Here is a 19483-nt window from a genome sequence, read left to right as displayed (position 1 = left end):
GATCCGGAGGCGATGTGTCCCGGTCCGGATGCGGCGCGTCAGGAGCGGGGGAGGAAACCCGGCAGGACGGCGTCGACGACGTCGGCCGCCCAGGTGTCGTCGAGGTCGCGGCCGGCGAGGTGGTCCGCGTAGAGGTTCCCGACCAGGGTGCTGACCAGCCGTTCGACGTCGACAGTGGGGTCGAGGTCGCCGCGTTCGACCCCGGCCCGGACCACGGCGGCGATGCCCGCCCGGCGGGGCAGCAGCGTGCTCCGCCGGATCGTCGCGAGCAGCTCGCCGGAGACGGGCTCGTCGGCCAGGCAGTTGCCGACGACGGCCATCCCGCCGACGTCGTCGTACTGGCGCCGCATGGCGTCGAGGTGGGCCACGAGATCCTCGCGCAGCACACCGGTCGACGGCGGCACGTGGTCGACCTGCAGATGCTGCAGTGCTGCGGCGAGCAGCTCGGAGCGGCTGCGCCACCGGGTGTAGACGGTCACCTTCGACACCCCGGCCTCGGCGGCCACCCGGTCCATGGTCATCCGGGCCAGGCCCTCGGCGGCCAGCAGCCGGACCGTCGCCTCCAGCACCGCGACGTCCTTGGAGCGGTCCCGTGGGCGTCCCCGCGGTCGGTCGGTCACCGATCCAGAGTAGATCCGACCGGGCCGGCGGACCGGAGCCCGGGTTGCTTATTTCTAATTCGGATTCTAATCTGCGAACGTCCGGCCGTTCCCCGGCCCACGCAACGTCGCGGTGAGGAGTCCCGGTGATGCCCCGTCCCGACGGATCACGGCCGGACAGTCCTCGCCAGGGTGCGGCGTGACGGCGCCCCCGGCCCCGCCGGCGTTCACGGGCTGGCTCGGCGACCGCGTCCCCGGGCTCACCCCGCCGTTGCGGCTCGCCCGCGTCGGCGCGGGTCAGTCCAACATCACCTCGCTGGTCACCGACGCCGACGGGCGGGAGTGGGTCCTGCGCCACCCGCCCGCCGGCGCCCCGGCCGGATCGCACGACGTGCACCGTGAGGCCCGTGTCCTGCGCGCCCTCGTCGGGTCGGGCGTGCCGGTGCCGACGGTGGTCGCCGAGGGAACCGACGCCGGGGGGATCGACGGCCCGTTCTACGTCATGGACCGGGCGCCGGGCGCCCCACTGGTCGACGAGTCCGACGCCTCGGCCTGCACCCCGCGCCGGCGACGGCAGCTGTCGGTCGAGACGGTCGAGGTGCTCGCCCGCCTGCACGCGCTCGACCCGGCCGCCGTCGGTCTGGAGGGACTCGGCCGTCCGACGGGCTTCCTGGAACGCCAGACCGCCCGGACCGTCCGGAACTGGGCGGCGTGGGGGGAGGGCTCCGCGGCGACGCCCGCGTGGGAGGAGTGCCGCCGTCGCATCACCGCCACGGTGCCTCGCCAGCAGCGCACGGTGATCACCCACGGCGACTACCGGCTGTCCAACCTGCTCGTGCGGGACGGCCGGATCACCGCCGTGCTCGGCTGGGAGCTCTGCACCCTCGGCGACCCCCTGGCCGACCTGGCGTGGCTGCTCGACGACTGGCGCTCCCCGCAGGAGCCCGCGATCGTCATCCCCCGTCCCACCCGTGCGGGCGGGTTCGCCACCCGCACCGAGATCGTCGACGCCTACGCGGCCCGTACCGGCCTGGACGTCGGCGACCTCGACCACTGCTGCGCCTTCACCCACTGGAAGGCCGCGACCCTGCTGCAGGGGGTCCTCGTCCGCCGACGCTCCGGGAGCATGGGCGAGCACGGGGCCCTCGACCTGCGTTCGCTGCAGGACTCCGTCGAGCACCTGCTCGACGGGGCACTGCGCCTGCTGGGCCGCTGAACCGACACCCGAGAAACGGAGAGGACACCGTGCGCCCCGAGGACGACTACACCCACCCGGTTGGGCCCGAGCCCCACTTCAACGAGTCCATGTACGTGCACTTCAACGACCCGGTGGCGCGCCTCGGCGGCTTCCTGCGGATCGCGAACCGGCCCAACGAGGGCCGGGGCGAGGTCACCGTCTGCCTGTTCCTCCCCGACGGCCGCCTCGGCTTCTCCTACGCCCGCCCCGAGGTGACGTCGAACGAGGCGTTCGACAGCGCCGGGATGGCCTTCCGTGTCCGCGAGCCCTTGCGTCACCTGGACGTCTCCTACGCCGGGCCGCTCACGCTCGTCGCCGATCCGGCGGCGATGGACGACCCGCGCACGGCGCTGGGCGGCAGCCCGACGGTCGAGGCCGTCGTCGAGCTGGCGGTGCACGGCATCGCCCCCGTGTTCGACCACAGCTTCGACACCGACGGGGGCTCCTTCGCCCCCAACCACTACGAGCAGCCGCTGTCGGCGCAGGGCCGGATCGTGGTCGACGGGGTCGAGACCGCGGTCGGCGGCCACGGCCTGCGCGACCACTCGTGGGGCCCGCGGTCCTGGCAGGCGCCGTGGTTCTACCGCTGGCTGCACGGCACCACCGACGGGTTCGCGTTCATGGGGGCGTGGTTCGGCAGCCCGGACGGTTCGTCGGTGCACGGCGGCTTCGTCTGGGACGGCGGGACGGTGCACGAGGTCGACGGAATGGAGATCGTCACCGACCGTGACGGCCGGGACGAGCAGACCGGTATCGGCCTGGTCCTGCGCTCCGGCGGGCGGGAGTGGCGCCTGCGCGGCCGCGCGGAGGCGACCGTGCCCCTGCGGAACCGGCGCACCACCGAGGGCGGCGACCCGGCGGTGACCCGGCTCGTGGAGAGCCTGATGACCTGGACCGGTGAGGACGGCCGCACCCTGGGGGGCATGTCGGAGTACCTGGACCAGATGGTCGGGGGCAGGCCGGTCGGTCTGGCGGTCTGACCGGCCACCTGCCGCGGTGCGGCGCCGGACGTGCGGTGCGCAGTGGTCAGGGTCACAGCAGTCGTGGTCACAGCGGCTCTGCGGCATCGGCGTCGAAGGCGTTCCGCAGCCGGCGTACGAACCGTGGGTCAGGGGCGAGCTCCCGGTGCCCGATCCCGGTGATCGGCACGGCGGGCGTCCAGGAGTTCATGAAGACGGCGGACAGACCGCCGAGCTCCGACGGGCGGACCTCCCGCTCGTCCTGCGGGACGCCGGCGAGGTGGAGCTGTCGGCGCACGATCTGCATCGTGGTCCCGACGAGCAGGTCGGCCCGGGGCCAGATCACGGTGTCGCCGTCGGAGAACGCCAGGTTCCAGATGGTGCCCTCGCTGATCCGGCCGGCCCGGTCGAGGAACACGGCGTCGTCGAACCCACGCTGCCGTGCCCGGCGCAGGTGGTGGGTCTTCGCGCCCTCCCCGACGTGCTTGATGTGCGGCAGGAACCGTTCGTGCTCGACGGCGTCGAGCCGGAACGGCCCGTGCGGTCCGTCCGAGGGGGCATCGGTCCGCACGGTCACGTCCAGCGGACGGTCGTCGTCGGCGGGTACGAACTCGCCCTCGGCCGGTCGGATCGTCACCACCATCGACAGGGAACGGGGACCGGCGGCGGCCGCCTGACGCATCCGGTCACGGAGAAGCCCGTCGTCGACCGCGCGGCCGAACAGGTCGTGCGAGGCACGCTGCAGGCGGGCCAGGTGCAGGTCGAGCCCGCGCACTGCGCCGTCGCGGACCTGCATCGCGGTGAAGTGCGCGAACCCCGCGAACGCCAGGTCCGTCGCGTCGTCGGAGGTGGAAGGCCGGCCGTTCCGCCAGAGTCTCGCTGCCATGGACCCGACCGTAGAATCTGACATCCTTGTCAGGTTCAACCCGCGCGACGGAGAGGTGCATCACGTGCGGATCGGGGAGCTGTCCCGTGCGACCGGAGCCAGTCCCCGGTCGCTGCGGTACTACGAGGAGCAGGGACTGCTGCGCCCTCGTCGCGACGACTCCGGGTACGGGCACCGCCGGTACGACGTCGCCGCGGTCGACACCGTCCATGCGATCAGAGCCCTTCTCGCCGCGGGAGTGCCGACCGGACTGATCTACGACCTGCTGCCCTGTGCGCAGGGGCCGGGACCGCAGCTGGAGCGGTGCGCCGAGCCGATGGTGCGGGAGCAGCTCGCCCGGGTCGACGCTCAGGTCGCGGCGCTGACCGAGGCCCGCGACCGGCTGCGCGCGGTCCTCGACATGGTCGGATAGCTCATCCCCGGAACCCGCCCGTCGGCCGCAGTACCGCCGCGGCGGCGGTCGCGAGCGTGCCGGCCTCGAACGGGAGGCGCGTCCGGTCGCCCGGCAGAGCGCGTTCGGTCAGCAGGCCGGAGAGCACGGTCAGGAGGAAGCGGGCATGGTGTTCGAGCCCGCCCGGGGCGAGCTGGCCCTCCTCCTGCAGGACGGCCAGCCACTTCTCCATGCGGTGCACGGCGAGCCGCTCGAGGGCCAGGTAGGTGTGGGTGGCGTCCTCGGACGGCGGGGTCGCGATGTAGGCCTCGTGCTGGGCGCGCCAGTGGGCTCGCGCCTGTTCGCCCGTCCCGACCTGCGACACCATCAGTTGCAGGCAGGCCACCAGACGTTCGGCGGGCGTCCGGGTGGTGTCCTGCATCGGGTCCTCGGGCAGGTCGATGTCGTGGATCCCGGCGACCACGGTGTCGATCAGCTCGCGCTGGGTCGGGAAGAAGTGCCGCAGCGACCCGGTGCTGACCCCGGCCCGGGCGGCGACCGCCCGCACGCTCAACCTGGCCGTCGGGTCCTCGCCGAGCATGGTCGCCGCTGCGATGAGGATCTTGTCCCGCGTGCTCCGGGCCATCGGCCTCCTCGCTCCGTCCGGTGGTCGTCGACGCCTGTCTATCACACTGTGCTAGCTTCGATCGCGACTAGTACAGCGTGATAGTCGCGAACGACGGCGATGCAGGAGCTCCCAGCGGGAGCTCCTGGCCCCTCGGCCGGATGTGTCGATCGCGTACCGGACGACGAGGAGTAGACGGATGACCACCCCCGACCGACCCTGGCTGCTCCAGGACGACCGGCCCGCACCGACTCCCGGTGTGCCGGCCGGGGTCGAGTACCACCGCGTCCACGCGGGCGAGAGACGACGCGTCCTGCGCGGGCTCGTCGCGATCGGGCTGCTCGTGGCCGGGTTCGTCGGGTTCGCGGTCCTGTTCCGGAGCCTGTCGGAGATCGTCGACGCGGCGCTGTTCGACCGCTCCGGACCGTCCACCCCGCTGCGCCAGGCCGCCGGTGCACTGGCGCTGGCGTTGTTGGTCCCGTACAGCATGCTGATCGAGCGCGTCCTCTACGGCGTCCCGGCCCGGTCGCTGCACTCGGTGGCGGGGCGGTTCCGGTTCGGGGTCCTCGGTCGCGCACTGCTGGTGTTCGGTCCGCCGCTGCTGCTCGTGATCGCGCTCGGGATGCCGGCCTCGGTGGACTCCGCGCCGTGGACGACCGCCGATCTGGTCTGGTACTTCGTCATCGGGATGCTGCTGACCCCGCTCGGTGCGGCGGGGGGAGTACGGGTTCCGCGGGCTGATGTTCCGGGTGCTCGGGGGCTGGACCGGCGGGGCCCGCTCCGGTGCGGCCCTCGGCATCGTCGTGACCACCGTCCTGTTCTCGCTCGCGCACGGAACGCTCGACCCGTTCTTGTTCGGCTCCTACCTCGTGCTGTTCTCCACGATGGCGATCGTGACCTGGCGGACGGGTGGGCTCGAGGTCGCCGTCGTGCTGCACGGGGTCTACAACGTGACCTTCCTCGTCCTCGGCACGACCTTGCCCCTCGACGTCGGGGCGGAGCTCGCGAGCCGGGCGGAGGCGGTCGGCTCATGGGCGAACCTGGTCCCCAGCGCCATGCTGGCCGTCATCACGGCGGTCGTCTGGTGGACGACCCGCAGGGACGGACCCGCGCGGACGCCGGTGACCGGGTGGCCGGCGCGTGGTTCCCGCGCGGTCGAACCGCCCGGAACCCCGTCGGCGGCCACGACCGGGACGGAGCAGCGGTGAGCCCGAGTTGGAACGAACGCCGGCTGACCAGGCGGGCGAAGCCGGGCGACGGCAGACCGCTGAAGCCGTTCCGCTGGTGGCAGATGGTGCGACGCTCGGTGCTGTCGACCACCCTGCCCGCCGACGGCCGGCCGGTCGTGCACACCGTCGAGGTCAAGCACGGCGGGGACGCCCACGACGGTGTGGTCCGTGCGCGGCTCTACCTCGACGGCCGTCTCCGGCTGGAGTCCGCGCTCCCGGCGCGCTTTCCCGTCGCGGGCGGTCACATCGAGGTCCGACGGAGCGAGGCGGGGATGCGTCGCTGCCACTTCGTCGGCGACGACGGCACCGTGCAGCGCCTCGTACCCGACCCCCGATCCGCCGAGGGGCGCCGCATGCGCTTCGCGCGGGAACGCCCCGCCGCGAGCGCGCTCATCGGAGCCGTGTCCGTCCTGATGCTGCTCATCGGCGTCGGTCTGAACCTGCTGCAGATCGCGGAGCCGATCTCCCGGATCCCACCGATCGCCGCGACCGTCGGCACCTTCGTGTCCCCGGTGCAGCTGCCGCTGTGGCTCAACCTCACCCTCGGCCTCGGCGCGGCCGTCGGCGCCGTCGAACGCGCGATGCGCATGCGTTACCACTGGCTCCTCGACAGCGGCGCCGGCACCTGAGGGCTCACGTGGACGGGGCCGTGGCCCGCACCGCCGGAACAACGACACGACGGCCCTCGGGAACAGGAGGAGTTCCGAGGGCCGTCGCCACTGCCGCGGCCTGGTGGCCGCTGCGTCGTGGCTCAGTCGACGCTGTCGCCGGCGCCGCCGGCCTGCGCGCAGGTGTCGGACTGGTCGGTGACCGAGTCGCCGGACTTGGCCTTGGCCTCGCCCAGGATGCCCAGGGCGCCGGTGAGGCCGTTGGCCGCGCCGAGGTCCTCGACCGGGACCTGCACGCCCAGCACGTTGACCGGGATGTTGTTGTTGCAGACCTGGATCGGGACGTCGGCGTTGTTGCCGTTCAGGCCCGCGATCAGGCCCTTGGCGTCCTTGTCGATGCCGTCGCCGTGGTGGTGGCCCTCGGCGGCGAACGCCATCGGGGAGATGGCCATCAGGCCCGCCGCGGACGCGGCGACGATGAGCCCAGTCTTCTTCAGCACGTGTTCTCCTGGTGGGTTCGGGCCGCGCCGCCTGTCGTGAGGTCGACGCAACCTGTCCGTGCCGGCACTCGGAAGGGTGGGAGCCCGTACCGGCTACCAGTGAGAATGCGGCACCACGGAAGGTCATCTCAATTCCTGTCACACCATTGTGTGCCGGAACTACGGGGCGTGTGGATACTCGCCAAAACGGCGGAAGAACCGCGATTCGAAACCGGCGACGATGCGCGGCGGCGGTGACGCTGTGCGGCCGCGGACACTCGGCTGGGACGCTGATTGCAGACGCAATGGTGCCTGCGTGCTCGGTGGCGTGAAATCTCGCCGAGAACTGCTACTGACGGTGTTGTAGCCGTATTGCCATATCGGCGGCTATCAGGCGCTCCTCGGCCCGCTGGTAGGTCGCGTCGAACAGGGCCTGTCGCAGGTGGCCGGGCAGGGTATCGGGAATGCGTGGTGGCCGGTGGAGCCGGTCCATGGCGGATTCCATGGTGTCGCCGGGGTACTCGCGACGCCCGGTGTGGGCTTCGAGCAGGACCAGGGCCAGGGCGTAGACGTCGACGGCGGGTGTGACGGCCTCGCCGGTGACCTGTTCGGGCGCGAGGTAGCTCGCGGCGCCGAGGAGCGTGTTGAGCTGGGTCAGTGCGGTGTAGCCCATGACGCGGGCGCTGCCGAAGTCTGCCAGGCGTGCCCGCCCGGTGCGGGAGCAGAGGAAGATGTTGGCGGGCTTGATGTTGCGGTGTACGACGCCGCGGGCGTGCAGGTGCGCCAGCCCCGACGCGATGTCGACCCCGACCTGTGCCGTCTCCTGCACGGTGAGGGGGCCCTGGGCGAGTCGCGCGGCCAGGGTCCGGCCCTCGACGAGCTCGGAGACCAGGTAGGGGCGGCCGGTGTCGACGCCTCCGTCCAGCAGCCGCACGAGGCTCGGATGGGACAGGTGCTGCATGGCGCGCAGCTCGCGGCGTTGCCGGTTCAACCCGGTGACGTCGCACCTGTCGAGGAGCAGTTTGACCGCGACGGCCCGATTCCCCGGTGGGTCCCAGGCTCGGAGGCTTATTCAGGGCCCGTGAAATAACGATCTAGCCCGGCGTGTCGGGTTGGGCGACAGCCCGTCCATCGCGAAGATTAATTTGCCGAATCAATCCGAGATGAATGGGCTGTCGCAGTATGTACTATACCACTGGCTTTCGGCGTGATGAGATTCAGGATCTTGCCGCTCTGGTGCATGAGCAGGATCAGCGGAACGCGACTGGCCTGCGACGGCCTTGGCCGCCGATTCTGGGATTGTTCTGGTCGGTGGTGATCACGTTGGCGTATCTGCGCGGGAATCGTGTGCAGTGGGAGTTGGCGGAAACCTACGGGGTGTCGCAGTCGACGGTCAGTCGAGCGATCGCGGGGGTGACACCGTTGCTGGCGCAGGCGCTGCGGAGTGTCGTTCCGACGGCGGAGGAGCTTCGTGCCGATCGGCAGTACATCATCGACGGAACCCTGCTGCCCTGCTGGTCATGGACCGCCGTACCAGGTCTGTGGTCGGGCAAGCATCGCACCACCGGCGTCGTCGTCCAGGTCGCAGCCACCCTGGAAGGGCAGCTGTCGTGGATCTCCGACCCGACCCCAGGCTCCCGACACGACCTACATTGCCTCGACCAATCCGGCGCCCTCGACCACCTCGCCACATACCCACCGATCGGCGATAAAGGCTACATCGGGCGCGGCATGCTCACCCCGTTCAAAAAACAACCCGGCCGGGAACTTCTCGACTGGCAGAAAACATTCAACAAGAGCCTCAACCGCACACGCGCCACCATCGAGCGAGTCATCGCCCATATCAAGTCGTGGAAAGTTCTCCACACAGACTACCGCCGACCCTACGCCACATTTAAAACGACGATCTCGGCAGTCATCGGACTCATCTTCTACGCACTTACCTGACGGAGCCTGAATAAGCCTCTCGATAGACCGTCGCGGTGGACCCGCTACCGATGTGGGTCGCGAGGATGTAGCGCCCGGCGACCACATCGGTCGCCGGGACCGGTGACTCCGTCACTGCCATGGCACACTGTGCAGGCGACGTGCCCCGCAGTGTCCAGACCCTCGGCAGAAGTTCACGCTAGCGAGCGGAGAACTGCGCCCCGGATTCCAGCGCCGCGGTGCCGGTCTCGGTCACGGTGATCACATGAGTGGTGTCGCATTCGCTGCAGCTCGGTGGTTCGAGAGCGGGGCGGTCCTTTTCCCCGGCTCGGCGGAATGGATCGGGACGTCGACATGGCGAACGACGGCGGGTTCGGCCGCAGGCGGGCTCGACGGGCCAACGCTCCGGCCGGACCGGCTCGGGTCAGACGCGGTGGGCGGTGATGGCGTCGGTGTAGAGCTGCTGGGCGGTCGAGGCCGCGGTGGGGTCGTCGTCGGCGAGGAGCGCGACGAGGATGTCGACGACGGCGAGGTGGACGAGGCGGCTGGCCGTCGCTTCCAGGCCGTGTCGTTCGGGGGCACCGGCGACGACCGCGTGGCGGCAGAGCTCCGTGAACGGGGAACGCAGGTAGCTGGTGACCCCGATGGTGACGGCCCCGCTCTCGGTGGCAGCGCGCAGCGCGGTGAGGGTCTCCTGGGTCTGACCGGTGTGGCTGATCGCGAGACAGCATCCCCGGGGGCCCAGTGTGCGGGCGGCGAGGTGCTGCTGGTGCGGGTCGGTCAGTACTTCCGTGCGCACGCCGAGCATGCGTAGCCGGTATCCGGCATCGGCCGCGATCGGCGCGGACGTGCCCACCCCGGCGACGAGGACCCGCTCGGCCCGGCGCAGCAGGCGGACGATCTCGGCCAGCACGGCGTAGTCGAGGAGCCGGGCAGCTGCTCGAGCCCTGCGGTCGCCGCGGCGAGGACGGCGCGCACCGTGTCGGTCGGGGTGCCGGGGGCCCGCACGCCTGCGTCGGCACTCGATGCGGTCTCGGCCGCCAGGCGGAGCTTCAGGTCGTGGAAGCCCTTCAGGCCGAGGTTGTTCTGGCAGAACCGCACGACACTCCCCGACGGAGGTGTCGGTGCGGTCGGCCAGCTCGCTCACGGTCAGCCCCACGATCTCGGCCGGAGCGGCGAGCACGGCGTCACCGATCCGGGCTCCGGTCGGCGACAGGCTCGGCCGCAGCGCGCGGATGCGGGCCGTGACCGTGCCCACCAGGGCGAGTGCCGGACGCGCGTCGGTGTCCGGGGCGACGGGGGGAGGAACCGGTCGGGCCATGACTCGACCCTATGCGGACCGTCGCCCGACTTCCGCGGGTTCCACTGAAACCGGTGGGAAGTTCCATCCATCGTTCACCTCCGCTGAGGACGGAGTTTCATCGCGGTCCCTAGCTTCGGAGGGCGTGATGACGAGCCGCACGGACCGTGTTCTGACCACCCACACGGGCAGCCTTCCGCGTCCGCCCGAACTGGCCGAGCTGATGGTGGCGCGCGAGACCGGCGGCGCGGACGAGGAGGCGCTGACCCGGCTCCCGCAGATGGTGCGCGAGGCGACCCGACTGGTGCTCCAGCGCCAGGGGGAGACCGGGATCGACGTCGGCAGCGACGGTGAGCAGGGCAAGATCGGCTACGCGACGTACGTGAAGGAGCGGATGTCGGGCTTCGACGGCGAGGCCGGCGCGCTGTCGCTGGCCGACCTCGAGGACTACCCGGAGATCACCGCCCAGGCTCTCGACGGGCTGGTGACCGCGACGCCGTCGTGCACGGGGCCGGTGCGCTACACGGGGGTCGAGGACCTTGCGCAGGAGATGAAGGAGCTGCGTGCCGCGGTCGCCGCCGCCGGGGACGCGGCGCCGGCCGAGGTCGTGGTGACCGCGGCGTCTCCGGGGGTCATCGCGATCTATCTGGCCGACCAGTACTACGGCTCGCACGAGGCCTACCTCGGTGCCCTGGCCGACGCGATGCGCACCGAGTACGAGGCGATCGTCGCCGCCGGGTTCGTGCTGCAGATCGACTGCCCGGACCTGGCGATGGGACGCCACGCCCAGTACGCCGACGCCACGATCGCGGAGTTCCGCCGCGCCATCGCCGGGCATGTCGAGGCTTTCAACGCCGCCACCGCGGGCATCGACCCGGACCGGATGCGGATGCACCTGTGCTGGGGCAACTACGAGTCCCCGCACCACCGCGACGTCGATCTCGCTGACATCGTCGACGTCGTGATGACCGGCCGGCCCCGTGGGGTGCTGATGGAGGCGGCGAACCCCCGTCACGCCCACGAGTGGCGGGTGTTTCGAGGACTTCACGCTGCCCGAGGACAAGATCCTGGTGCCGGCGTGATCGACACGTGCACCCAACTACGTCGAGCACCCGGAGCTGGTCGCCGGAGCGCATCGTGCGCTATGCCGACAACCGTCGGTCGAGCGGGTCATCGCCGGCACCGACTGCGGCTTCTCCACCTTCGCCTCGTTCCTGCCCGTCCACCCGAGGATCGCCTGGGCCAAGCTCGCTCCCTGACCGGGGGAGGGAGCCGTCTGGCGACCGACGCCCTCCGGTCGCGCGCCGAGTCCGCGCTGCGGGGGTGGGCGCATGAGCGCCACCGACGGGCACCGCCGCCCGCACGCGCGCAGCGTGTCCTCTGCGTCGGTGACGTCGTGGGGGAGGAGGCGGCCCGCTGGCTGGCCGGGCGGGTACCGCAGCTGCGCGCGGACCACGGGCTGGACTGGGTCGTGGTGAACGCCGAGAACTGCGCGGTCACCGGGCCGAACCCGATGGACGGGTTCGGCATGACCGTCGAGGTCGTCGACCGAGCTCCTCGACGCGGCGTGGACGCGATCACCGGCGGGACCACTCCTGGGACGGGCCGGACGTGGACAAGATCCTCGCCTACCCCCAGGTCGTGCGGCCCTCAACCTCGAGGAGGACCGCGGCCAGGGCCTGCTCACCCTCACCGGTCCGCGACACGACGCTGACGGTGACAACCTGCTGTCGCCGACGGCGGAGCTGCCCGGCATGGCCGCCCCGATGCCGCGTCCGCTGTGGCCGTCCTGGCAGGACATCGTGGCCTCCACACGACCTGCCGGCGCGGTGGTGATCGACCTGCACGGCGAGTCCCCGTGGGAGAAGGCGTCGTTCGCCGCCGCCATCGACGGCCAGGTCGCCGGCGTGCTCGGCACCCACACCCACGATCCGACCTGCGCGCGGCCACATCCTGCCCGCCGCCGGCACCGGCTACGTCACCGAACTCTCGGCATGACCGGACGTCTGGGACACACCGACGGTGGATTCGACCCGATGCACTTCGTCGCGAAGCTGCGCGGTGAGGACCACACGGCACTGCCCGCGTACACCCTCGCCGAGGGGCCCCTGGCCCTGGGAGCGGTCGTGCTCGACAATCGAACCCCACCGGCGCGACCACGGCGATCACCCGCATCAGCTGAGCCCGCAGGCCGGAGCCGGAGCGCCTCGGGGCGGGACCACGATCTGGAGGAGAGCATGAACCGGTACCCCGCCCCGTCCCTTCCGGACCCGTCCAGGACGCGGCGGCGGGTGCTGTCTCCTCGACCGTCGGATCGACGATCGAGTGGTACGACTTCTACCTCTACTCCACCGCGGCCGCCCTGGTCCTGGGCCCGCTGTTCCTGCCGGCCGGGTCCGCCGCGGTCTCGACGATGGCGGCGTTCGGTACCTACGCGCCGGGTTCGTCGCCCGCCCGGTCGGTGGGCTCGTCGCCGGGCACTTCCGGTGACCGGGTCGGGCGCACCCGGCTGCTCGTGGCCTCGGTGATCGTCATGGGGGCTGCCACGGTCGGGATCGGCCTGCTCCCCACCTACGACCAGATCGGGATCTGGGCACCGGTACTGCTGGTCACGCTGAGGATCCTGCAGGGCCTTGCCGTGGGTGGGGAGTGGGGTGGGGCGGTCCTGCTCGCGGTGGAACACGCCCCGCCCGGGCGACGGGCGTTCTTCGGCAGCTGGCCGCAGCTGGGGTTCCCGGCGGGTCTGTTCCTGGGCACCGTGGCGTTCAGCGCCGCCGCCACCCTGCCCGACGAGCAGTTCTACGCCTGGGGATGGCGGATCCCGTTCCTGGTCTCGGTGCTGTTGGTCGGGGTCGGGCTGTTCATCCGGCTCCGGCTCGACGACGGACCCGACTTCACCCGCGCACGCTCGGCCCGCCGACTCCTCGACCGGCGGCTGCTGGCGGCCGTGCGCGACCATCCGGGTCGGATAGCCGCGGGCATCGCCGCGGCACTGGGCCACGGCACGATCGTCACCCTGTTCACCGTCTGGCTGCTCAGCGTCGCCTCCGGACCGACGGGGGAGCACCGCAGCACCGCCCTGCTCGCCCTGATGATCGCCGCGGCGGGCCAGTGCGCCGTGACCCCGGTCTTCGGAGCACTGTGTGACCGGATCGGCTACCGCCCGGTCATCCTCGGCGGACTCGCCGCCGGCGCGCTCGCACTGCTGCCCGGACTGGCCTGGGCGCCGGGCGGAACCCTGCCCGCCACGCTCGCGACCTTCGTCCCGGCCATGACCCTCGGCCACGGCGCCGTCTACGCCGGGATCGCCGGACTCCTGGCCACCAGCTTCCCCGCCGAGGTCCGCTTCTCCGCAGTCTCGATCACCTACCAGCTCGGCAGCACCATCTCCAGCTTCGCCCCACTGGTCGCGGCCGCCGTGATCGCGACCGGACTCGGCCACGGCGTCGTCGCGCTCCTCGCCCTCCTCGTCGCGGCCACTGCGGCCACCGCGGTCGTCGCTCTACCCGAGCACCGCAGACCGGGGAACAGGTGAGAGCGACTCCTGGGGCCGGTCGGTGAGCGGCCCCGGCCGCGGCCGCTCAGCCGGCCGGCACCACCCCGCGGCAGTAGATGACACCGAGCTCGACGTGATCGATGCCCTGCTCGGCGATCCAGGCCAGGTTCTGCTCACGGACCCGCTCCGCCGCCGACGGCTCCAGCTCCATGATCAGCCGACGGATCCCGGTCCCGGTCGCGATGCGCCACCAGTCCTGCGGCGTCCGCAGAGGCAGCGAGCTGACCTCGTGGACCACCTCGACCTGGTCGAGGCCCGCAGCCTGCAGATGCGCGCGCATCACCTCGGGGTCCTCGGTCCGGTGCCACGGCACGTCGACGTCGAGCCCGGGATGCTCGCCCAGCGCGGCCTCGATGAATCTCCCGTAGAGCGGGGAGAAGAACTTCGGGCCCAACGAGGTGACCGCGACCTGCCCTCCGGGCCGGACCGCACGGGCCATCCCGGCGATGCTCTCCCGCACGTCACGCGCGAAGAAGATCCCGAACACGCACGTCGCCGCGTCGAACCGATCCACGCCGACATCGAGATCGTCCATGCTCCCCACGACGAACTCGGCCTGCGCCACCTGCGCCTCGGCGGCGTGCCCGCGAGCCAGGGCGATCATCTCCTCGGTGATGTCGACCCCGAGGACCGATCCCCGAGGCTCCACCGCCTCCGCCGCGGCCAACGCCGCCGGCCCCGGCCCGCACGCCACGTCGAGCACCGACGCTCCCGGGGGGAGGTTCAGCCGCTGCACCGTCTCGACCGCGGCGTAGCGCCAGAAGTCCACCGAGGTCGTGTCGTAGTCGACCGCGGCGGTGTTGTAGGTCATCCGCGGGTTGTAGATCTCAAGACTGGTCATCGCTGCTCCTGAAGACGTCCCACACCACGAACCCGAGACCGTCCCCCACGCCAATCTTCGTCCCGGAGGCTTATTCATAAGCCGCAAAGAAGTAGAGGCCTACGATTGCCGCAACTGTGCTTTCGTATTTGCTGATGGGGTAGCGGTATCGGCCACCTTCTTCGCTGAGCATGCGCCATGTTTTGAGGTGCGCGATGGCGTGTTCGACGGCTGCGCGGATTCTGCCGAGGGCGGTGTTGAACTCGACTTGGCTGGGGTCGAGGTCGATACCGGGGGATCGCTTGTGCGGGACCGTGTTGATGCCCTCGACGCCGATGTAGCCGAGGTCGGCGACGGACGGGAGATCGCGCAGACGCTCCGCCAGCCCGGATGCGGCGTAGGCATGTGCGTCGTGGCGGGCGCCGTGAATCGGGACTTCGCCGACCGCGACGAGGACTCCGTCGAGGGTGGCGGCGATCTGCAGGTTCATGCCCGAGTAGCCGGCCTTGACCGAGAACAGGTCGGACACTGCGTTCCAGTCCCACGTCGGGCACACGGTGCCATCGACCAGCACTGTTCCGCCTCCGAGGACCTCCCGCGGGTCGGGCACGACGTCGGCGAGGACCTCGCCGATCACCGGGCGCAGCAGGTCCCAGCGGCGACTGACCGTGGACTGGCTGACCCCGAAGATCGCGCCCGCGAAGTCCTGGGTCACGTTCTTGCGCATCAGCGTCACCACCATGGCCACTGACCGGAACAAGCCCAACGCAACAGGCCTACCTGCAGAAACGAACTTGCCGCCGCATCGGGCGTGTACTCTCACCACCAGATCGGTGAGTTGTCTATCGTCCAACCCTGTCATAGCTTTGAATCGCAACAGCTCTTCGCCGATCCTCGTTCGATGCCTGGGAACACCGAACAAACCGGCAAGGGCTGTTGCACTTCAAGCGCGACACACCGCCGTGCCGGTATCGAGACAAAATCGCCGGTGACGGCTTCCGCAGATCAACAGAATTACTCCCTTGTGAATAAGCCCCCCGGTCCCGGTGAACCCGAGCGGCGTGATCCGTTCGATCAGCTCGTCGGGTTCCCAGTACTTCTTCACCACGTCGTACTGACGCCCGTCGCGGAGCCGCCGCCGCGTCAACGGAACAGAATCGCATTCGTGAATGTGTTCCTCGATCGGCTGCTCCTCGGGGGCCACATCGACGATCACCACATGCCCGCCCGGCGCCAGCGCCGCATCCACGGTGCCCCAGAATCCGTCGAACCGATCGTCGGGGACGTGCGCCAACCAATGCGCGAAGAACACCGCATCCCACTCCGTCGGCGGATTCCAGGCGAACAGGTCGGCATGGACGACGCTCACGTTCGGCAGGCCTGCCCTGCTGACCTGTTCGAGCATCGCCTCCGAGCCGTCCAGTGCCGTCACCGACGCAGCGCGGCCGGCGAGCTGCTCGGTCCAATAACCTGTCCCGCATGCCATGTCGAGGACGTGGCCGTCCAGGGGCAGCTCGGCGAGCAGCTTCGCGACCTCCTCCTCCACCGGCCGCATGTAGCGAGTGATCCATCTCTGCCAGTCCGCCGCCCGCCCGTCGTAGTACTCCTGCTGGCGCCGTAGCAAATCGGTCGTGTCCAAGCTCCTCCTTCGTCACGATGATCGAATCCGTGCTGTGTGGATCGAATCGACAGAGGTTGTGGAGCAATGTGGGAGTTGAAAACGGTCCACCCACGGGCAACCTTGCGTCAAGGTGGTCGCCCGGTTAACGCAACGTGTGGGCAGGAGCGACGGTGAAGGCCCGGAAGAATGTGTGCCGAATGGCTTATGCGGCCGATCGCCGATAAGGCGGTCGGCTACACAGGGTGGTCGCTCCGAAGTGCGTCGATTCGTGTCGATCCCGCACGGATCCGCCCCGAGGGCCGGTCAGTCCACCAGGAGCCTGGGGAGCAGGTACACCACCGAGAACGCCTCGTAGTAGGCCCCGATCACGAGAACGACGATCGTCGGAAGCGCCAGCCAGGCGAGGCGCTGGAGGCCGATCACGTACGCGCGACGACGTGTGTCCACTCCGAGATAGCTCGGACGGATCCACCCGCGACCGAGCTGGTACGCCCCGAACATGACGACGGCGTACCCGAGGAGCTCGATGAGGAGGGTCAGCGAGTGCGGGATGAGCACGGTCGCGGTCGTCGCATCGGTCGGTGCGATCGAGACGCCGACGTTGAACATGTACAGCGTGATGACGGGGATGCCGAGGAACGGCACGATCAGCGAGGGGATCACGATGCCGCCGACGGCGGCCACGAAGAGGTTGATCAGAAGGATCGTGGTCCCGAAGAGCCAGGGGTTCGTGATCATCGTGTTGACGAGCTCGTCGGACACCCCGCCGGCGACCAGCGTGGGCAGCTCGAGGCCGGGGAACAGGATTCCGGTTCCCATGCCGAGCAGCAGTGCTCCGAAGATCAGCACGACGAGCAGCGTCAGTCCGCGCGGGTCCGAGCGCAGGATCTCGATCGGTCTGCGGATCAGGTTCATGACGTCCTCTCACGGTGGTGGGTGGTGCGATCGCAGCCCTGGCGCGTCTCGGTGCGGTGCCCGGTCCGGCGGAGGCCGATGAGGGGCTAGAACCGGCGCACCGCGCTGCCCTGGTCCACCGGGAGCACGGCGCCGCTGATCCAGCGCGAGGCCGGGCTCGCAAGGTAGAGGACGGCGTCGGCGACATCGGCGGGTTCGACCCAGGGTTCACCCATGGGCATGAGGGCGCGGAAGACGTCCGTGCAGTCGTCGAGGGACGGGGCGGCCAGGTCGGGTCGGAACACCCGGAGCTGTCCGGTGTTCTCGGTGACCATCGGGGTGTTCACGATCGACGGGGCGATCACGTTGACCCGGATGCGGTCGGACGCGACCTCGTTGGCCACGGACGCGGCGAACGCGACGACGGCGCCCTTCGTCGCGACGTAGTCGGAGAGGCCGGGAGCGTTCTTCGACGCGGCCGCGGAGCTGGTGATGATCACCGATCCACCGCGTCCTCCGGCCTTCAGGTGGGGGAGGGCGGCGGCGACCGTGTGGAAGACCCCGGTGAGGTTGATCCCGATCACGTCCGCCCACCGGTCGTGGGAGATGGACGAGACGTCGCCCGCCGGTGGGGAGACGCCGGCGTTCGCGACCACGATGTCGAGACGCCCCCACTCCGAGACCGCGCGGGCCAGCAGGGATTCCACGCCTGCGCGATCGCGGACGTCGATCGCGGACACCATGACTCGCCGTCCGAGTGCCTCGATCTCGCGACGCACGTCGTCGAGGTCCGCCGTCCCGCTCATCGGGTAGTCCATCGTCTCGACCGGCGCCGCGCGGTCGAGGCCGACGATGTCGGCCCCGTGCGCGGCGAGGGCGAGGGCGTGTGCGCGGCCCTGTCCACGCGCGATCCCGGTCACGAATGCCACGGATCCTGTGAGCATGTCTGTCGTCTCCGTTCATGGGGAGGTCTGGGGGTGTGTGCGGGTGTCCCCGGGCCCGCTCCGCGGGCGATCGCGGACGACGGTGGCCCGGCCACCGTGCTCAGCTGCCGCAGTGCGTGTCCTGCGGCGGGGTCGCGAGGTCGACGAGGTGGCCGGTGACGGCCGCATCGACGCAGGCGTTGCCGCCGAAGAGGGCGATGCCGTGCTGCGCCGCATCGACGGTCAGCAGGCTGCTGCCCAGCCGGCGGGCCAGAGCGACGCCGCCCTGGTAGGGGGTGCCCGGGTCATCGGTCAGCGAGACGACCAGCGTGGGCGGCACCCCGGCCGGATCGGTGAGCCACGGAGTGGGTCGGCTCGGCGGCTCGGGCCACCCCTCGCACTCGTAGTGGGTCGGTCCGCCGGGGCGGCCGGGGTCGAGGAACGGGGCGGCTCGTCGGGCCTGGTCCCGCAGCTCGGTCTGCTCGGCGGGGCTGCGGGGGTTGTCCATGCAGCGGGTGGCGAGGTTGGCGTCGATGTGGGTGGACCCGCCGTAGTGGCCGTCGGGGCCGCGCCCGAGTGAGGAGTCCCGCAGGGCGAGCAGCGTGTCGCCGCGGCCCGCGGCCAGTTCACGGAGCCCCTGGAGGATCTGCGGTCGTTGGGCGGGGGAGAACAGCGAGCTGTACACGGCCTGGGTCATGTCGGCGTAGGTGAGACCGCGGCCGGCGGCGGTGGGGGCGGGGCGGTCGAGCAGGGGACGGGTGAGGTCCTGGAAGACCTCGGTCGCGCGGGCCGGGTCGGTGCCCAGCGGGCAGTCCGGCTCGGTGGCGCAGGCGGCGGCGATGTCGTCGAAGGCCTTCTGCCAGGCCTCGAACTGGGTCAGCCGGAACTGCGGTTCGGACTTCTCGGGGTCGACGGCCCCGTCGATGACCATCGCGCGCAGGTTCTGCGGGAACGCCTGGGCGTACATCGCACCGAGCTCGCTGCCGTAGCTGTAGCCGAGGTAGGTGAGCTTCTCGTCGCCCAGCGCGGCGCGCAGGACGTCCATGTCCCGGACGACGTTGCTGCTCCCGACACTGGTCAGCTTCTCTACCCCGCCGGTGGCCTCGGTGCACCGGGCAGCGATGTCCCGGGCCCTCTCGGCGTCGGGGACGTCGAAGAGGTAGGCCGCGGGCGGAACGCCGCGGTCGGTCTCGGCGTCGGTGAAGCAGTCCACCCGCGGTGTCGACGCGCCGACCCCGCGCGGGTCGAATCCGACGACGTCGAAGCGCTCCCCGACCGGTGTGTTGTCCCAGACCGGGCCCAGGGAGGCGACGAAGCTGGCCCCGGACCCGCCCGGCCCGCCCGGGTTGACCAGCAGTGATCCGATCTTCTCGCCGCGTGCCTTCGCCCGGAGCAGGGCGACCTGTCCGCGCGGGCCGTCGGGGTCGGCGTAGTCCAGCGGGACCTCGACG

General features: G+C 70.8%; 21 protein-coding genes and 1 pseudogene. 9 read left to right on the top strand and 13 right to left on the bottom strand.

Features of this window, described 5'->3' with window-relative positions:
* Positions 1 to 38: 38 nt before the first annotated feature.
* Positions 39 to 620, bottom strand: coding sequence for a TetR/AcrR family transcriptional regulator (locus tag KPL57_RS21170; protein ID WP_226352902.1), 582 nt, complete (start codon positions 618 to 620; stop codon positions 39 to 41).
* Positions 621 to 798: 178 nt separating this feature from the next.
* Between KPL57_RS21170 and KPL57_RS21165 the strand changes: the two genes are divergently transcribed.
* Positions 799 to 1815, top strand: a complete 1017-nt coding sequence (locus KPL57_RS21165; RefSeq protein WP_226352901.1) for a phosphotransferase family protein — start codon at positions 799 to 801, stop codon at positions 1813 to 1815.
* A 29-nt stretch (positions 1816 to 1844) separates the two neighbouring features.
* On the top strand, positions 1845 to 2816 hold the full coding sequence (locus KPL57_RS21160) for a hypothetical protein (protein WP_020624241.1): 972 nt from the start codon (positions 1845 to 1847) through the stop codon (positions 2814 to 2816).
* A gap of 67 nt (positions 2817 to 2883) precedes the next feature.
* On the opposite strand, the gene KPL57_RS21155 is transcribed toward KPL57_RS21160, so the two are convergent.
* A complete protein-coding gene (locus KPL57_RS21155) occupies positions 2884 to 3681 on the bottom strand; it encodes an aminotransferase class IV family protein (RefSeq protein WP_226352900.1) in 798 nt (265 codons plus the stop codon).
* Positions 3682 to 3745: 64 nt separating this feature from the next.
* On the opposite strand from KPL57_RS21155, the gene KPL57_RS21150 reads away from it, so the two are divergent.
* Complete coding sequence (locus tag KPL57_RS21150) at positions 3746 to 4093, top strand: MerR family transcriptional regulator (protein ID WP_226352899.1); 348 nt, start codon at positions 3746 to 3748, stop codon at positions 4091 to 4093.
* A gap of 1 nt (position 4094) precedes the next feature.
* On the opposite strand, the gene KPL57_RS21145 is transcribed toward KPL57_RS21150, so the two are convergent.
* Positions 4095 to 4697 (bottom strand): TetR/AcrR family transcriptional regulator, encoded by a 603-nt coding sequence (locus KPL57_RS21145; protein ID WP_226352898.1) that lies wholly within the window; start codon positions 4695 to 4697, stop codon positions 4095 to 4097.
* Between the two features lie 486 nt (positions 4698 to 5183).
* Positions 5184 to 5360 carry a hypothetical protein gene (locus tag KPL57_RS21140; protein WP_226352897.1) on the bottom strand — a complete coding sequence of 59 codons (177 nt, stop codon included), beginning with the start codon at positions 5358 to 5360 and terminating at the stop codon, positions 5184 to 5186.
* A 23-nt stretch (positions 5361 to 5383) separates the two neighbouring features.
* Between KPL57_RS21140 and KPL57_RS21135 the strand changes: the two genes are divergently transcribed.
* Together KPL57_RS21135 and KPL57_RS21130 are read left to right on the top strand one after the other, a co-directional pair.
* On the top strand, positions 5384 to 5884 hold the full coding sequence (locus tag KPL57_RS21135; protein WP_226352896.1) for a CPBP family intramembrane glutamic endopeptidase: 501 nt from the start codon (positions 5384 to 5386) through the stop codon (positions 5882 to 5884).
* Positions 5881 to 6534: a hypothetical protein gene (locus KPL57_RS21130; protein ID WP_226352895.1), complete on the top strand. Its 654-nt coding sequence runs from the start codon at positions 5881 to 5883 to the stop codon at positions 6532 to 6534. Before KPL57_RS21135 ends, KPL57_RS21130 begins: the two co-directional genes overlap by 4 nt.
* A gap of 122 nt (positions 6535 to 6656) precedes the next feature.
* Here KPL57_RS21130 and KPL57_RS21125 read toward each other — a convergent pair whose 3' ends face one another.
* Complete coding sequence (locus KPL57_RS21125) at positions 6657 to 7013, bottom strand: hypothetical protein (protein ID WP_226352894.1); 357 nt, start codon at positions 7011 to 7013, stop codon at positions 6657 to 6659.
* A 328-nt stretch (positions 7014 to 7341) separates the two neighbouring features.
* Complete coding sequence (locus KPL57_RS21120; RefSeq protein WP_226352917.1) at positions 7342 to 8064, bottom strand: serine/threonine-protein kinase; 723 nt, start codon at positions 8062 to 8064, stop codon at positions 7342 to 7344.
* Between the two features lie 110 nt (positions 8065 to 8174).
* Between KPL57_RS21120 and KPL57_RS21115 the strand changes: the two genes are divergently transcribed.
* Complete coding sequence (locus KPL57_RS21115; RefSeq protein ID WP_226350834.1) at positions 8175 to 8939, top strand: transposase family protein; 765 nt, start codon at positions 8175 to 8177, stop codon at positions 8937 to 8939.
* Between the two features lie 403 nt (positions 8940 to 9342).
* Here KPL57_RS21115 and KPL57_RS21110 read toward each other — a convergent pair whose 3' ends face one another.
* Complete coding sequence (locus KPL57_RS21110; RefSeq protein WP_226352893.1) at positions 9343 to 10239, bottom strand: MurR/RpiR family transcriptional regulator; 897 nt, start codon at positions 10237 to 10239, stop codon at positions 9343 to 9345.
* Between the two features lie 127 nt (positions 10240 to 10366).
* Between KPL57_RS21110 and KPL57_RS21105 the strand changes: the two genes are divergently transcribed.
* From KPL57_RS21105 to KPL57_RS21095, 3 genes and pseudogenes are all read left to right on the top strand, one after another.
* Positions 10367 to 11932 (top strand): YmdB family metallophosphoesterase, encoded by a 1566-nt coding sequence (locus KPL57_RS21105; RefSeq protein ID WP_226352892.1) that lies wholly within the window; start codon positions 10367 to 10369, stop codon positions 11930 to 11932.
* A gap of 40 nt (positions 11933 to 11972) precedes the next feature.
* Positions 11973 to 12149: pseudogene (locus KPL57_RS72480) on the top strand (YmdB family metallophosphoesterase); the annotation flags it as partial.
* A gap of 389 nt (positions 12150 to 12538) precedes the next feature.
* Positions 12539 to 13753, top strand: coding sequence for an MFS transporter (locus tag KPL57_RS21095; protein WP_374203762.1), 1215 nt, complete (start codon positions 12539 to 12541; stop codon positions 13751 to 13753).
* Positions 13754 to 13799: 46 nt separating this feature from the next.
* Here KPL57_RS21095 and KPL57_RS21090 read toward each other — a convergent pair whose 3' ends face one another.
* The 6 genes from KPL57_RS21090 to KPL57_RS21065 all read right to left on the bottom strand — a co-directional run.
* On the bottom strand, positions 13800 to 14615 hold the full coding sequence (locus KPL57_RS21090; RefSeq protein WP_226352890.1) for a class I SAM-dependent methyltransferase: 816 nt from the start codon (positions 14613 to 14615) through the stop codon (positions 13800 to 13802).
* A gap of 70 nt (positions 14616 to 14685) precedes the next feature.
* Positions 14686 to 15336: a transposase gene (locus KPL57_RS21085; RefSeq protein ID WP_226351147.1), complete on the bottom strand. Its 651-nt coding sequence runs from the start codon at positions 15334 to 15336 to the stop codon at positions 14686 to 14688.
* A gap of 201 nt (positions 15337 to 15537) precedes the next feature.
* On the bottom strand, positions 15538 to 16233 hold the full coding sequence (locus KPL57_RS21080; RefSeq protein WP_226352889.1) for a trans-aconitate 2-methyltransferase: 696 nt from the start codon (positions 16231 to 16233) through the stop codon (positions 15538 to 15540).
* 285 nt (positions 16234 to 16518) lie between these two features.
* Positions 16519 to 17130: a stage II sporulation protein M gene (locus KPL57_RS21075; protein WP_226352888.1), complete on the bottom strand. Its 612-nt coding sequence runs from the start codon at positions 17128 to 17130 to the stop codon at positions 16519 to 16521.
* 86 nt (positions 17131 to 17216) lie between these two features.
* Positions 17217 to 18053: a mycofactocin-coupled SDR family oxidoreductase gene (locus KPL57_RS21070; protein ID WP_226352887.1), complete on the bottom strand. Its 837-nt coding sequence runs from the start codon at positions 18051 to 18053 to the stop codon at positions 17217 to 17219.
* A 100-nt stretch (positions 18054 to 18153) separates the two neighbouring features.
* Positions 18154 to 19483: alpha/beta hydrolase (locus KPL57_RS21065; protein ID WP_226352886.1), on the bottom strand; the 1330-nt coding region annotated here is incomplete at its 5' end.

The organism is Pseudonocardia sp. ICBG601 (assembly GCF_020496245.1).
This window is presented reverse-complemented; position numbering and strand designations above follow the sequence as displayed.